This window comes from Rheinheimera sp. A13L, assembly GCF_000217935.1.
Classification (GTDB): domain Bacteria; phylum Pseudomonadota; class Gammaproteobacteria; order Enterobacterales; family Alteromonadaceae; genus Pararheinheimera.
In genome coordinates, this window is sequence record NZ_AFHI01000003.1 from 35,975 (window position 1) to 49,460 (window position 13,486).

13 protein-coding genes and 1 tRNA gene are annotated in these 13,486 nt (G+C 45.7%); 7 read left to right on the top strand and 7 right to left on the bottom strand.

Annotated features, from left to right (window positions below; all coding sequences use genetic code 11):
- Nucleotides 1–90: 90 nt before the first annotated feature.
- Complete coding sequence (locus RHEIN_RS02315) at nucleotides 91–1,932, bottom strand: ABC transporter ATP-binding protein (RefSeq protein ID WP_008897358.1); 1,842 nt, start codon at nucleotides 1,930–1,932, stop codon at nucleotides 91–93.
- A gap of 370 nt (nucleotides 1,933–2,302) precedes the next feature.
- Here RHEIN_RS02315 and RHEIN_RS02320 point away from each other — a divergent pair, with 370 nt between their 5' ends.
- On the top strand, nucleotides 2,303–2,932 hold the full coding sequence (locus RHEIN_RS02320) for a hypothetical protein (RefSeq protein WP_008897359.1): 630 nt from the start codon (nucleotides 2,303–2,305) through the stop codon (nucleotides 2,930–2,932).
- Between the two features lie 45 nt (nucleotides 2,933–2,977).
- Here RHEIN_RS02320 and RHEIN_RS02325 read toward each other — a convergent pair whose 3' ends face one another.
- From RHEIN_RS02325 to RHEIN_RS02350, 6 genes are all read right to left on the bottom strand, one after another.
- A complete protein-coding gene (locus RHEIN_RS02325) occupies nucleotides 2,978–3,304 on the bottom strand; it encodes a hypothetical protein (RefSeq protein ID WP_008897360.1) in 327 nt (108 codons plus the stop codon).
- Nucleotides 3,301–3,792 (bottom strand): hypothetical protein, encoded by a 492-nt coding sequence (locus RHEIN_RS02330; protein ID WP_008897361.1) that lies wholly within the window; start codon nucleotides 3,790–3,792, stop codon nucleotides 3,301–3,303. Before RHEIN_RS02330 ends, RHEIN_RS02325 begins: the two co-directional genes overlap by 4 nt.
- Nucleotides 3,793–3,794: 2 nt before the next feature.
- A complete protein-coding gene (locus RHEIN_RS02335) occupies nucleotides 3,795–4,184 on the bottom strand; it encodes a hypothetical protein (RefSeq protein WP_008897362.1) in 390 nt (129 codons plus the stop codon).
- A 346-nt stretch (nucleotides 4,185–4,530) separates the two neighbouring features.
- A complete protein-coding gene (locus RHEIN_RS02340) occupies nucleotides 4,531–5,157 on the bottom strand; it encodes a cytochrome b/b6 domain-containing protein (protein WP_083826262.1) in 627 nt (208 codons plus the stop codon).
- 143 nt (nucleotides 5,158–5,300) lie between these two features.
- Nucleotides 5,301–5,377, bottom strand: a tRNA-Pro gene (locus RHEIN_RS02345).
- 90 nt (nucleotides 5,378–5,467) lie between these two features.
- Complete coding sequence (locus RHEIN_RS02350) at nucleotides 5,468–6,403, bottom strand: sodium-dependent bicarbonate transport family permease (RefSeq protein WP_008897364.1); 936 nt, start codon at nucleotides 6,401–6,403, stop codon at nucleotides 5,468–5,470.
- Between the two features lie 96 nt (nucleotides 6,404–6,499).
- Between RHEIN_RS02350 and RHEIN_RS02355 the strand changes: the two genes are divergently transcribed.
- The 6 genes from RHEIN_RS02355 (at nucleotide 6,500) to RHEIN_RS02380 (ending at nucleotide 13,484) form a co-directional block, all read left to right on the top strand.
- Nucleotides 6,500–7,462, top strand: a complete 963-nt coding sequence (locus RHEIN_RS02355; protein WP_008897365.1) for a LysR family transcriptional regulator — start codon at nucleotides 6,500–6,502, stop codon at nucleotides 7,460–7,462.
- A gap of 74 nt (nucleotides 7,463–7,536) precedes the next feature.
- Complete coding sequence (locus RHEIN_RS02360) at nucleotides 7,537–8,415, top strand: DMT family transporter (protein WP_008897366.1); 879 nt, start codon at nucleotides 7,537–7,539, stop codon at nucleotides 8,413–8,415.
- A 154-nt stretch (nucleotides 8,416–8,569) separates the two neighbouring features.
- Nucleotides 8,570–9,835, top strand: coding sequence for an endonuclease (locus tag RHEIN_RS02365; RefSeq protein ID WP_008897367.1), 1,266 nt, complete (start codon nucleotides 8,570–8,572; stop codon nucleotides 9,833–9,835).
- A gap of 144 nt (nucleotides 9,836–9,979) precedes the next feature.
- Complete coding sequence (gene astE, locus RHEIN_RS02370; protein WP_008897368.1) at nucleotides 9,980–11,032, top strand: succinylglutamate desuccinylase; 1,053 nt, start codon at nucleotides 9,980–9,982, stop codon at nucleotides 11,030–11,032.
- A 290-nt stretch (nucleotides 11,033–11,322) separates the two neighbouring features.
- Entirely contained in the window at nucleotides 11,323–12,507 is a 1,185-nt protein-coding gene (locus RHEIN_RS02375; protein WP_008897369.1) for a thiamine pyrophosphate-dependent dehydrogenase E1 component subunit alpha, read from the top strand.
- The gene (locus RHEIN_RS02380; protein ID WP_008897370.1) at nucleotides 12,507–13,484 is read left to right on the top strand and encodes an alpha-ketoacid dehydrogenase subunit beta; all 978 of its coding nucleotides are present in this window, start codon (nucleotides 12,507–12,509) and stop codon (nucleotides 13,482–13,484) included. The genes RHEIN_RS02375 and RHEIN_RS02380 overlap by 1 nt, the downstream gene beginning before the upstream one ends.
- Nucleotides 13,485–13,486 lie beyond the last annotated feature (2 nt).

Sequence of the window (13,486 nt, forward strand, 5' to 3'; positions counted from 1 at the left end):
AGCTATCATTGGCAAGGCTCCGGGATTTCTAAACTTTAGATAGCGGCTTAATTCGATATGCGGATCAGAGCCAAGGCTCTGATCCAGCCGTTATTCCACACCAATAAAACCGCCGGTTTGGTGTGTCCATAACTGAGCGTAAATTCCGCCTTTGGCGATCAGTTCCTGGTGGCTGCCTTGTTCAACGATACGCCCCTGATCCAGCACTATTAGTCTGTCCATCGCTGCAATAGTCGACAAACGGTGTGCTATAGCTATCACAGTTTTACCTATCATGAGCTGGGTTAAACTTTGCTGAATAGCCGCTTCTACTTCAGAATCCAGCGCTGAGGTGGCTTCATCCAGAATCAGAATAGGTGCGTTTTTCAGTAATACCCTGGCTATCGCAATACGCTGGCGCTGACCGCCGGATAATTTAACGCCACGTTCACCGACCTGAGCATCATAACCACTGTTGCCTTTCAGATCGGTCAGGTCCTGAATAAAAGTATCAGCTTCAGCTAAACGCGCGGCTTCCATCATTTCTGCTTCAGTGGCACCAGGGCGACCATACAGAATGTTTTCCCGCACAGTGCGATGCAATAAAGAGGTGTCCTGAGTGACCATGGCAATATGAGCGCGTAAACTTTCCTGCGATACGGTTTTGATGTCCTGGCCATCTATTAAAATCTGGCCTGAGTTGACATCGTAAAAACGCAGCAGCAAGTTCACCAGCGTGGATTTACCTGCACCGGAACGACCCACCAAACCGACTTTTTCGCCGGGTTTAATAGATAACTCCAGGCCATCAATCACAGGACCTTGTTCGCCAGCTACTTTGCCGTAATTGAAGTTCAGCTGTTTAAATTCAATCTGGCCTTGTGTCACCTCAATGGGCTTCGCATCGGCTAGATCGACTATTTGCTGAGGTTGCGAAAAGGTGGCAATACCATCAGCCACAGTGCCAATGTTTTCAAATAAAGCACTGACTTCCCACATGATCCACTGTGACATACCGTTCAAACGTAAAGCCAGGCTGACGGCTATTGCAATAGAACCTACAGTGACAGCGTTTACAGTCCAAAGCCAAATGGCCAGCGCCGCAATAGAAAACACCAGCAAATAATTCAGGCACTGCACACTGACATTCAGCCAGGTAGCCAGGCGCATTTGCTTATAAACAGGCACAAGGAACAGCTGCATGCTGTCACGGGCATATTGTGACTCGCGACTGGTATGAGAAAACAGTTTGATGGTGCTGATATTGGTGTAGCTGTCGACAATACGGCCTGTCATTTCTGAACGGGCGTCGGCCTGTTCAGTAGCCACCTGCTTCAGGCGGGGCACAAAGTAAAATTGCAGGCCAGTGTAGAGCACTAACCAGGCCAGCATAGGCAAGACCAGACGCCAATCTGAATCTGCGATCAGATACACCATAGCGCCAAAATACACCACAACATACACCATCACATCCAAAAGCTTGGTAGCAGTTTCACGCACGGCCAAAGCAGTTTGCATCACTTTGGTTGCAATACGGCCGGCAAATTCATTCTGATAAAAGCCCAGGCTTTGTTTCAGTAAATAGCGGTGCGCCAGCCAGCGGATGGACATAGGGTAGTTGCCCAAAATGGTCTGATGAATCAGTGCAGAGTGTACAAACACTAAAACAGGCAAAACCACCAACATCACCACTGCCATAGTGATCAGAGTATCTTTTTCTTCTTGCCAGAAGGTTTCAGGATTTTTATTCACCAGCCAGTCTACTAACTGACCCATATAACCAAATAAAGACACTTCAAGCGCGGCCAGTAAAGCTGTCGCTATGGACATCAGCAACAGAGGCAACACCATACCTTTGCTGTAATGCAGGCAAAATGCAAACAAACCTGTAGGAGGTTGTGTGGGTTCGTCATCAGGGAAGGGTTTGGTTAGTCGTTCAAAAAAGCCCAGCATAAAAATCCTCGGAGGCGACGAAAAAGGCGGCTATTGTACGTCAAAGTGTAAACAACAGATGTAACTATTTGATGAAAGCCTGTTTTACAGCGATGGCGTTTTTGAACTTCAATTTTACTTTAAAGGCGTTAGGACGATTCAAATTGTTTTTTTGGTGAAAATATATACAAAAAAATATGAAAAAACCAAAAGCCTTGATCTTACGTTAAGTCAGCAGCTTAGATTTACATTAAAACCCATAATAGGTAAATTATGGAAAATCTATAACTTAGCGGTCATTTCACTTGCTTGCAAAGGCCTACAGGCTTTCTACACTCATGGTACAGAGTACCCGATTGAGGGTGTCGTCTCGTTTCAAAGGAGTGTTGAAATGGATGCCAAAGAAATACTGTTGCATATAAAGCAAGCGGAATTGCAATGTGAACTGGTTATCGAAGCTGGCCACGAACTGGACAGAGCCATCAAACAATTACAGGACTGGTCTGAAGACTGGGACTGTCAACGTCGTGCCTGCGAAGACGTATACGATGCGGTGCATTTAATCCTGATCCACAGTTATCAGTTATCCAGAATTTTCTGGCCAGCGAAATGTTGTGGAGAATTAGGGCTGGATATGTGCCACAGAGCCATGACGTTACGTAGTGAAATCAACTTACCTGATTTGCGTCATCCTCTGCGTAATGAAACTTTATGGCGTCATGCAGATGAACTGGACCATTCGGTGCGGGATAATGGGTCGATGCGCCGTTATAACGCTCATCACTTAACCAGCTTTAATCAGGTGATCACCTGGATGGATAATGAAGCCATGTTTTGCTGGCTTGAACCAGGCAGTAAAACTTTTGTTTTCCATACCGAAGAATTTGCTCTGACGGAACTGTTGGATGCAGTACTGCAACTGCAACAGGATATTCAACACTATATAAAGAAGCAGCATCAGCCAAACCTAAGTCTGGCAAAACGTGCGTTTTATCCGTATGAGAAACAGTGGGCTAACTAAAATCAGGCAATTACAAAGAAGTGACCAAATAGTATTCAGACAAGGCTATTTAGTCAGCCTGATAAAACCATAACTTTGAATATCCCGCACTTTATTCTGCTGCAAGCTTTCAGCTACTGCGGCCTGAAAGTCTTCCACATACAGATGCAAATCATCCAGAAACTGCTCATCAAGCTTATTGCGTTCATCCATTTTACGGGTTCTTTGCACATCAAAAGCCTGCATACAAAGCTTATGAGCCCTTTGATCCATTTGCTGCGAAATTCTTTGTTCTATTTCACTGACAGTCAAATTACGACAGGTCTTCTTGTAAAAGAAAACACCACTTAGTAGCAAGACCGCCAGTGTTATCAGCGATAAAAACTCAATCATAAGACGATTCCTTTTCTGATAGCCGCTATTTCCTTTGCTAACCAAAGTGCGGTCATGGGTACTACAGAGATATTGATGGCAACGATCGCATATTTATACATGGCAGAAAGCAAGTCGGTTTCAAAAACTATCCTGTCTGCAAAACGGAGCAACTGCATTGAACACAAGGCTAAAAAACAGACCATAATGTAGCGGGTTAACTTGCTGGCAGGGATCTCATGCACAGCGTGAACTTTATAGATACACCATACGCATAATATCTCAATGGTTCCCCACGTAACATACCAAAAGGAAGACCCTACTATTACGTGATTGGTCGATACAGCCATAACAAAAGGTTGAATCAGGTCCATAAACAAATTGCCTACAACCCATACGGTTAAGGCAATCCTGGAAGAGATATCCAGCTTGTAAAATACAGAGACAATCAGTAGTAAAAAAGTACCTACCCAGAACAGCTTGTCTACAGTGTATGCAAAGTCACCCACTGTTATTGTTCCTGATCCTTGTCTTTATCACCGATAGGTGGTTCGTTACCAGAACCGCTGCCAAAAGTACTGGCAGGAGGTTCATTACCAGAACCGCTGCCAAATGTGCCGATAGGAGGTTCGTTACCGGAACCGCTGCCAAATGTTCTGATAGGAGGCTCGTTACCGGAGCCGCTGCCAAATGTTCTGATAGGAGGCTCGTTACCGGAACCGCTGCCTAAAGTCCCGAACTCAAGCTCCGCGGCAAGTTTAGCTTTTGCTTCTGCGGACAAGGTGACGGTATCTGCTGTAGAAGGGGTTGTAGCAGTTGTCGTTTTGGCTGGAGCAACAGGAGCCACCGGCGAGGCTATTGATGTTCCTGCTGTAGTTGGAGTATTCAAATTGACTTGCATAACGGGTCCTTACTGTTGTCACTAAATTAAATACGAATGTACACGAACTATTTATTAAAAATCCAATATTTTTTACAATTAGGCAAAATTTAGATCCGAATATAGCCATAAGCCGAAATGCTACGGACCTTATGCTTTTTTAATAACAGAGCAAGCTCCGCCTGATAGTCCTCAACTTATAGATTCACTTTAGCCTGAGACTTATCTTTCTAAGTATTGTTTTTAGGCTTCCGTTTGTTTTACACACCTATCCATCATTTGATGGGGAGGTGTGTGTGGCGTTTTGAAATATAGGAGATTGTTGGTACTCGTTTTCGTGGTGAATGCCGAACCTGATCCGCCAGATTTACCGTTTCGCGTACATAGCTCCAGCAACATGCAAACCAATAAGCCACCAAAATACTGAAATAAAAAACAGATGAATTTCAAGTAGCTGACTGTATTGTTTAATATTTTTATGGTCAGGCGAGGAAAGCTCCAAGCCCAACAGATGCAGTGAAAGTTCACTTTCGCCTGCCATCATAACTCCCGAGACGGCTAATGCAAATACGACTGCATAAAGCAGAAACTGGATAACTGAGATAAACCTGCTGTGGAGCTTGTTCTGTATTAAATTCCTGGGTATCTGAGCTTTGAATAGTGCGGCCCACACCATTCTTGATACCAGCACAAGCAGCAGTATAGCTCCAACCAAGGCATGCATTTCAATCGCATCTTGCCTGTGCTCAATTTGGCCTTTGACACGATAGTCCAAAAGATGGATCTGAGACCCCATATTCAAAAGCATAAACAGGATCAACAAGGATGATATCCAGTGAAGCGCTCTGTCTACGATGTAAGCTTTTGTCATTGTTCTTCCCTGGTGTTTTTGTGTTTTGGCTTTGGCCTGCACAGCAAGGCTTCTGTCACTCAGTTCAAAATTTGTTTTTGAATTCAACAAGGTTTGAGATATTACTTCAGAAAGTGAAAACATGCAGGGACTTTAGAATGCAATTTGTAAAGCTTGCTCAAACAGAAGTGCCTAGAGCAAGGCATCATCGCTTCAACGTTTCGGGAAAGTTGGATGATGCAGCCTTCGACAAGAGATACAAATTGTTAAAAAATGAGGAAAATTAATGGTCGGTACGAGAGGATTTGAACCTCCGACCCCTTCACCCCCAGCGAAGTGCGCTACCAAGCTGCGCTACGTACCGACGTTGGGCCTTATAGTACTGCTTTAACCCATAAATGCAATGCCCCTTGGTTTGACTGCGTTTTTTTTGTACGCTTTACAGCACCTTAGGTTAATTTCCAACCGCCAATTCCACCCAATGCTGGTACACAGGGATAGCCAAAAGTACATTGACAGGGAAGGTGATGCCTAAGGATGCCATCATGGCCAGGCCTATGTTGGCGTCAGGTATACTGGCCCGCACAGCGGCTGGTGCTGCTATATAAGAAGCACTGGCGGCCAAAGTGGTCAGAACCAACAAAGTGCCCTGGGGTAAATCCAGTAGTAAACCAAAAGCTAAACCTAAAGCTCCTAAAGCAAAAGGGGCCAGTGCTGCAAACAGCATTAAACGCCAGTGTTGCAGCGGCAGTGGGTTACAGACTTTGGCAGTGCACAGGCCCATTTCCAGTAAAAACAAAGCCAGCATGGTTTTAAAACCACCAATCAAGGCGGGCGCTATAGGCTCTAAGCCTTCAGGACCATAAAGATAACCAATCAATACGCCGCCACCAAGCAGCAATACGCCACGGCTGGTTAAGGCTTCGCGCCAGATCTGCGCTTGTTTACCCTGACCTTTGAGTGCGCCATACAAACCCAACATAATGACAATGGCCGGTAATTCCAGCATCACCAGATATAAAGTGGTTTCGGGTAATAATGGCATGCCGGATTTTTCCGCCAGTGCCAGCACCACAGCAAAAGTACCGGCGCTGACAGAGCCATAATGGGCGGCAATACTGACAGAGTCTGAATTATTCAGTTGCACCAGGTAACGTAACAGCGGGTAACACAAAAGCGGAATTATTAAACCTAAAGCACCCACAGCCAACAGATCAGGCACCATACCGCTATGGGCCTGACCATGCAGCGCCATGCCACCTTTGAGGCCCAGTACCAGCATCAGCAAAATAGATAAGGTCTCGTAAATAGACTGAGGAACTTTTAAATCTGACTTTAATAAGCCTGCTATAAGGCCAAAGGCGAAAAACGCAATCACAATATCCGGCATAACCCAACTCCGTAGCTGTTATTGGCTGGCGATTGTGCCTGCCTTTGGGTATATTGGATAATTAATTGTTTGCTAGTTAAGTATTGATAATTATCTATGGATGTGCGGCATTTAAGTTTCAGATTACTGCAGGTTTATGTACAGGTGGTGCGCTTGGCTTCTGTATCGGCGGCCGCACGTTTATTGCATTTAACCCAGCCTACAGTGTCCTTACAGCTGAAAAAGCTGGCGGATGAAATAGGGCAACCTTTGCTGGAATACCGGGAAGGAAAAGTGCGTACCACTTATATTGGGGATGCGTTGTTTCAGGCGGCGTCCGATGTATTAAGCCGTTTTGATGACTTTTCTTCTTTGTTGGAGGAGGCCAAAGGCGGGCGCAGTGGCACTTTAAGCTTAGGCATAGTAACCACAGCTAAATATGTCATGCCCATTATTCTGGGGGCTTTTGATAAAACCAACCCCAAAATTGAAGTGACCTTAAATGTAGGCAACAGGGCACATATTCTGAACCGATTTGCCCATCAGGATGATGATTTATATCTGTTTAGTCAGCCGCCAAGCGGTGAGTTGGTGCAGGCATGCCGTATTATTAAAAATCCGCTGCAACTGATAGCGCCAGCTGATCACTGGGCATCCCGTTTTTGTGCAGAAGGCGGTGAACTTGATTTTGCAGAACTAAAAAACGAGCGGTTTTTAATGCGTGAACCAGGCTCCGCCACCCGTATGCAATTTGAGTCCTGGTTGAGTAGTCAGGGTGTTGAGTTGTCTAAAACCATGCAGATTGAAAGCAACGAAGCCATCCGACTCAGTGTCGCCAGCGGTTTAGGCCTTGCGGTGTTATCTGCCTATACTTTAGGCCAAAGCAATGAGCAGTTTAAGGTGTTGAAGGTGAAAGGTTTTCCGCTCAATAGCCACTGGTATCTGGTGGCGCGCAAAGACAAAAGACTGAGCGCCTCAGCCCGGCGTTTGATCCAGTTTATTGCAGCACATCTGACCGACTGTATTGAAGCGCAGTGGGTGGTTGACGATATAGCTTTGTTAGATGAACATTTCAGCTAAAACAGCGGGTAAAAGCTTTGCCTTCATTCTCTGAACAAGGCATCATTTTGTTTTACTGATTTTTGGATGTCTGCATGTCTTTATGGATCCCTTTTACGCTGCTGGCTGCTTTTATGCAGGCAATGCGGAACGCCTTACAAAAGCAACTGAGTAAAGACGTACCAGTAATGGGCGTGACTTTAGCCCGATTTATTTATGCCGGGCCTTTAGCACTGCTGTATTTAATTGGGCTTTATCAGTGGCAGGATTACGACATCCCCCATTTTAACTTCTGGTTTGTGTTTTATGTGCTGGCAGCGTCGACCATGCAAATTCTGGCTACAGCCCTGATGGTGGTGCTATTCCGGCTAAAAAACTATGCCATAGGGGTAGGCCTGGCCAAAAGCGAGGCTATTTTGGCTGCTATTGTTGGGGTGATGTTTTTTGGTACCTACATCAGTCCTTTAGGGTGGGTTGGTGTCTTTATTGGTGGAATCGCGGTGTTTTTGCTGACCGGAGCCACCAGCATTCGTTCTTTATCCGCCAAAACTCTGGCCTTGGGGTTGGGCAGTGGTTTGGCATTTGCGCTGACTTCTTTGTGGGTACGAGAGGCCAGCCTTACTTTAGGTTTGCCATTTTTGCCAGCCGCAGCCTGGGTCCTGTTTTTTGTCATAACAACCCAAACCTTGGCTTTATTGGTTTATCTGGCGTTGAACGACAAAACCACCTTAGTGAAGTTATGGCAAAGGCCACAACTGACGTTGGCTACCAGTTTGACCAGCTGTTTAGGCTCTTTAGGCTGGTTTACTGCGATGAGCCTGCAAGCAGTAGCCTATGTGAAAACACTGGGGCAGGTTGAAATACTATTTACATTACTGATTTCGGTGCTGGTGTTAAAAGAAAAGTTAAAGCGTCAGGATTTGCTGGGCCTGGCGTTCATTGTGCTGGCTGCTGTGTTGGTGATGTGGGCTTAGCGCACCAATGATCAAAAAGTAAACATTTTGTATTGAATTTAAGCAATTTGTCATATACCTGAGCTAGTCTTGTTTGTGCTCTGACGCAGATGCAGAGCCTTTTGGGGGCAGGAAGCAGAACCTCACACCATAACAAAAACTTACAGGATTACTCATGAAACAGATCACAACCTTATCGCTGCTTGCTGCAGCCTTTTATTGCAGCAGCAGTTTTGCCAGTTTGCTTATCACCGAAGTACTGTACGACGCCCCCAACAATGACGCCACAGAAGAGTTTGTAGAGCTTTACAACAACAGCTGCACAGCCATTAACCTGCAAGGCTATAGTTTGCAGGACAATGGTGGCAGTTTTAACTTATCCGGCACTGTAGCGCCACGCAGCTATTTTCTTGTGGCGAAAAATACGGCGGCTATGCAGGCCTTATACGGGGTTACGCCGCATTTATCGGGTTTGACTCTGGCATTTGGTAATAACGGCGATTACGTCAGACTAAAAAACGGCAGCACCGAAATTGATGCTGTGGGCTGGGAAAATGGCTTATCTGGCTGGTCGATCAATGCCGTGGATAAATCCATTAGCCGAAACAAAACCACAGATAATAATCTTGTGTCTGATTGGGTTGTTTCCAGCAACTATGGTAACCCGGGTAGTGGTGTGTTTACAGCAACCTGTGGTGGCGGTGGCTCAGAACCTGTTATCAATCAGCCGACTTATTATGCAGCTGCTGCGGGGAAAACAGGCAGCGAGCTGAAAACAGCACTGAACTCTATTTTACGTGGCCATCTGCGTTTAACTTATAGTCAGGTGTGGGATGCGTTGTCTTATACAGACGAAGATGTAAACAATACCAACAATGTGATTTTACTGTATGCAGGTCGCTCTCAGGCTAAAAGCTTCCGTGCCGGCCAGAGTAATTCACAAGATGCCTGGAACCGTGAGCATGTCTGGCCAAAAAGTCATGGTTTCCCAAGCGAAAGCCAATACGCTTACACTGATATTCATCACTTACGACCAGCTGATGTGTCTATTAACTCCAGCCGTGGCAATAAAGACTTTGATTTAGGTGGTACGCCACTGACCGAAGCGCCGGAAAACAAAACCGACAGCGACAGTTTTGAACCCCGTAATGCGGTCAAAGGTGATGTGGCCCGTATGATGTTTTATATGGACGTACGTTACGAAGGTGGCGACGAAACGGGTACGCCTAACCTGATATTACGCAACTATATTCCAGCAAGCAGTTCGACCACTGAAATGGGAAAACTTTGTGTATTACTGCAATGGCATATACAGGATCCGGTCGATAGTTTTGAAATTCGTCGTAATAACCGTATTTACGAATGGCAACAAAACCGCAACCCCTTTATCGATAACCCACACTGGGCTCAATCAATTTATGGCGCCAGCTGCGGTTTATAACGGCAGGCTGTAAGTCCGGACAAAGCTGCTTTGTGGTAAAAAGCAGCTTTGTTTTTCTGGTCTGCTTTTGGCCTGCATTGCTTTGGGTATAGAATAGGGCGCATTAAAAAACAAAGCGTTTAAGCGCTAGCCTATGGAGCATCTATGAAGCCTGAAGAGTTGCTGCAGCAATTGCAGAACCACCCTGATTTTTTAAAACTCACTTTGGCCCATCCTGATTTTTTACCTTTTGCCAGCTATCAGCTAGAAAACGGCACAGATATTCAAATCTGGGATACAGGGGTTATTTATTGCCAGCCTAAGCAGTTTGGCCAGCAGGATATAGTGCTTTCAAGCGGTGTGCATGGCAACGAAACCGCACCTGTAGAGCTGTGTTCAGATCTCTTGAATGATGTACTGACTGGAACTCTGTTGCTGACAGAACGTGTGTTGTTTTTATTTGGCAATCCACCGGCTATGAATGCGGGGGTGCGTGAAATTCAGGACAATTTAAACCGCTTATTTTCAGGCCATCACAGCAAAGAACCTGGTGTACAAAGCGCTGAGCGCGAGCGCGCGAAAAAGTTAGAGACTTATGTACTGAAGTTTTTTGAAGATACACCAGAAGGTTTACGTGAGCGTAAACTTTATGACTTGCATACGGCGATTCGGGGTTCACGTTTTGAAAAGTTTGTGGTCTATCCGTTTTTGCATGGGGAAAACTGGAGCAAAAACCAGTTTGAGTTTTTAAAAGCCTGCGGTGCCAACACAGTGCTTTTAATGCAAACCCCAGCCAGCACTTTTAGTTATTTTGCCGCCCAAAGCTGTAAAGCGCATGGTTTCACCATAGAGCTGGGCAAAGCCAGGCCTTTTGGCGAAAATGATATGAGCCGTTTTTTTGAAGCCGCTACTGCTCTGAGAGCGCTTATTTCCGGCGAAACGCTAGCCACTACTGAATTTAATGAAGCGGACTTTAACCTGTATGAAGTGCGCCGCTCTATTAATAAAACCACTGAAGATTTTAAGTTGCATTTTGCTGACAACATTGAAAACTTCACCAGTTTTGATGTCGGCACTGTGCTCGCCAGTGACCAGGGTGTGGAATACAAAGTGGAAGTGGAAGGCGAAGCCGTTATTTTCCCTAACCCAAAAGTAGCCATTGGTCAGCGCGCTATACTGATGGTTAAACCTGTTTCTGTGGCAGGAAAAGTAAGTTAAGGCTACGCCCGAAAGAGCTTTGCAGTAAAAAATGGCTGACAGCTGGTGCATCTTCACTACATAGACCAGCTGTTTTTATTTGTGCCTCTGGTTGCAATGCAGTTTACGTAAAGGTAAAGTTGCGGCCGAAAAATAGAAGAAAATAGCGATACTGATTAAACACACGTAAAACAAAAAATAATGGTCAGGGCAAACGGGGAAACGCAGTTCAGTTACCAAGAGTGGTCACCAAGCCACCAGGCGTTTAAACCTTTGTCACAGTCTGACGGATACAACCAAAAGAGACACCTATGACTAACCCCAATAACGCAACCATCTCTACAGTGCACACAGCTGAGTTTACCAGCGGTCACGCGTTACAAATTCCTACGCTGCGTATCCTGCAGGATGACGGCTCTATCTACCCTGGTGCAGAAGTACCGCAGCTCGACAAAGCCACAGCCCTTAAAATGTACGACAGTATGCAGTTTATCCGCATACTGGACGAACGTATGCTGGCAGCTCAGCGTCAGGGGCGTATCAGTTTTTATATGCAGTGTTTAGGCGAAGAAGCCGCTACTGTCGGCAGCGCAGCCGCATTGGATGATAAAGACATGATTATGGCGCAGTACCGTGAACAAGGTGCCTTGCGTTATCGTGGTTTTAGTCTGGAACAGTTTATGAATCAGCTGTTTTCCAATGAAAAAGATTTAGGTAAAGGCCGTCAGATGCCAGTGCATTACGGCAGCCAAGATATTTATTACATGACGATTTCGTCACCACTGGGCACACAAATTCCTCAGGCCAGTGGTTACGCTTACGCACAAAAGTTACGCGGACTGAAAAACACCACCATTTGTTATTTTGGTGAAGGTGCAGCTTCTGAAGGTGACTTCCATGCTGGTTTAAATATGGCCGCTGTGCATAAAGCGCCGGTGATCTTCTTCTGCCGTAACAACGGTTATGCCATTTCAACTCCTGCCAACGAGCAATTTAAAGGCGATGGTATTGCCTGTCGTGGTGTGGGTTATGGCATGAAAGCTATTCGTGTCGACGGTGCAGATATTCTGGCTGTGTACAAAGCCACTCAAATGGCACGCGACTACGCCTTGGAGCACGAAGAGCCTATTTTAATTGAATCTATCGCTTACCGTTTAGGCGCGCATTCCTCTTCAGATGACCCAAGTGGCTATCGCTCCAAAGAAGAAGAAGAGTTATGGCGTAAAAACGATCCGATTTCCCGTTACCGTTTATGGCTGGTCAAACAAGGCTGGTTGAATGAAGACGAAGATAAAGCCAAGTCGGATGCTTTGCGTCAGGAAATTCTGGATGCATTAAAAGTAGCAGAAAAAGTGGCCAAACCTGGTATCGAACATTTGATGTCAGATGTGTACGAAACACCTATTCCACTTTTGAACGAGCAATTAGAAGAGCTAAAAGCACATATCAGAAAGTACCCGGATGCCTATCCGGTGACGGCGGGGAGATTTGAATAATGGCTAAAATGAATATGTTACAGGCGATCAACAACGCCTTAGATTTAGCCATGGCCAAAGACGATGGTGTTGTTTGTTTTGGTGAAGACGTAGGCCACTTTGGTGGTGTATTCCGTGCCACCAGCAAATTGCAGGAAAAGTACGGCAAAGCCCGTTGTTTCAATACGCCTTTAACTGAGCAAGGCATCGCTGGTTTTGCCAACGGTATGGCAGCTCAGGGTATGAAACCTGTGGCTGAAATTCAGTTTGCTGATTATATCTTCCCGGCCTTTGACCAGATTGTGAATGAAACAGCCAAGTTCCGTTACCGCTCAGGTAATGAGTTTAATGTGGGTGGTTTAGTGTTCCGCACGCCTTACGGTGGTGGTATTGCAGGTGGTCATTACCACAGCCAGTCGCCTGAAGCTTATTTTGCCCATACACCAGGTTTAAAGATTGTGGTGCCACGCGACCCGGCACAAGCCAAAGGTTTGTTATTAGCTTCTATTAACTGCCCGGATCCGGTGATTTTCTTTGAACCTAAGAAGTTATACCGCGCCTCAGTAGGTGAAGTGTCAGAAGAGTATTACGAAATTCCATTAGGCAAAGCCGAAGTGCTGCAACAAGGCAAAGACGTTACAGTGTTAGCCTGGGGCGCGCAGATGGAAACTATTCAAAAAGCTGTGGATATGGCCCAGGCCGAAGGCATTTCCTGTGAAGTGATTGACCTTCGCAGCATTCAGCCTTGGGACGTTGACACAGTGGCAGAGTCGGTGATGAAAACCGGCCGTTTAGTCATTAACCATGAAGCGCCATTAACGGGTGGTTTTGCGGCTGAAATTGCATCAACCATTCAGAAAAAATGCTTCCTGCATCTGGAAAGCCCGATTGAACGGGTGTGTGGTTTAGACATTCCGTACCCGCTGGCACTGGAAAAAGAATATGTGCCCGATCATCTGAAAACTTACGAAGCGATAAAACGCTCGGTTAATTTCTAAGG

Bases quoted from the DNA above. Each gene is read 5' to 3' on its own strand.
- RHEIN_RS02315 (WP_008897358.1), bottom strand. From the start codon at position 1,932: ATGCTGGGCTTTTTTGAACGACTAACCAAACCCTTCCCTGATGACGAA.
- RHEIN_RS02320 (WP_008897359.1), top strand. From the start codon at position 2,303: ATGGATGCCAAAGAAATACTGTTGCATATAAAGCAAGCGGAATTGCAA.
- RHEIN_RS02325 (WP_008897360.1), bottom strand. From the start codon at position 3,304: ATGATTGAGTTTTTATCGCTGATAACACTGGCGGTCTTGCTACTAAGT.
- RHEIN_RS02335 (WP_008897362.1), bottom strand. From the start codon at position 4,184: ATGCAAGTCAATTTGAATACTCCAACTACAGCAGGAACATCAATAGCC.
- RHEIN_RS02340 (WP_083826262.1), bottom strand. From the start codon at position 5,157: ATGTTTTCACTTTCTGAAGTAATATCTCAAACCTTGTTGAATTCAAAA.
- RHEIN_RS02350 (WP_008897364.1), bottom strand. From the start codon at position 6,403: ATGCCGGATATTGTGATTGCGTTTTTCGCCTTTGGCCTTATAGCAGGC.
- RHEIN_RS02355 (WP_008897365.1), top strand. From the start codon at position 6,500: ATGGATGTGCGGCATTTAAGTTTCAGATTACTGCAGGTTTATGTACAG.
- RHEIN_RS02360 (WP_008897366.1), top strand. From the start codon at position 7,537: ATGTCTTTATGGATCCCTTTTACGCTGCTGGCTGCTTTTATGCAGGCA.
- RHEIN_RS02365 (WP_008897367.1), top strand. From the start codon at position 8,570: ATGAAACAGATCACAACCTTATCGCTGCTTGCTGCAGCCTTTTATTGC.
- astE (WP_008897368.1), top strand. From the start codon at position 9,980: ATGAAGCCTGAAGAGTTGCTGCAGCAATTGCAGAACCACCCTGATTTT.
- RHEIN_RS02375 (WP_008897369.1), top strand. From the start codon at position 11,323: ATGACTAACCCCAATAACGCAACCATCTCTACAGTGCACACAGCTGAG.
- RHEIN_RS02380 (WP_008897370.1), top strand. From the start codon at position 12,507: ATGGCTAAAATGAATATGTTACAGGCGATCAACAACGCCTTAGATTTA.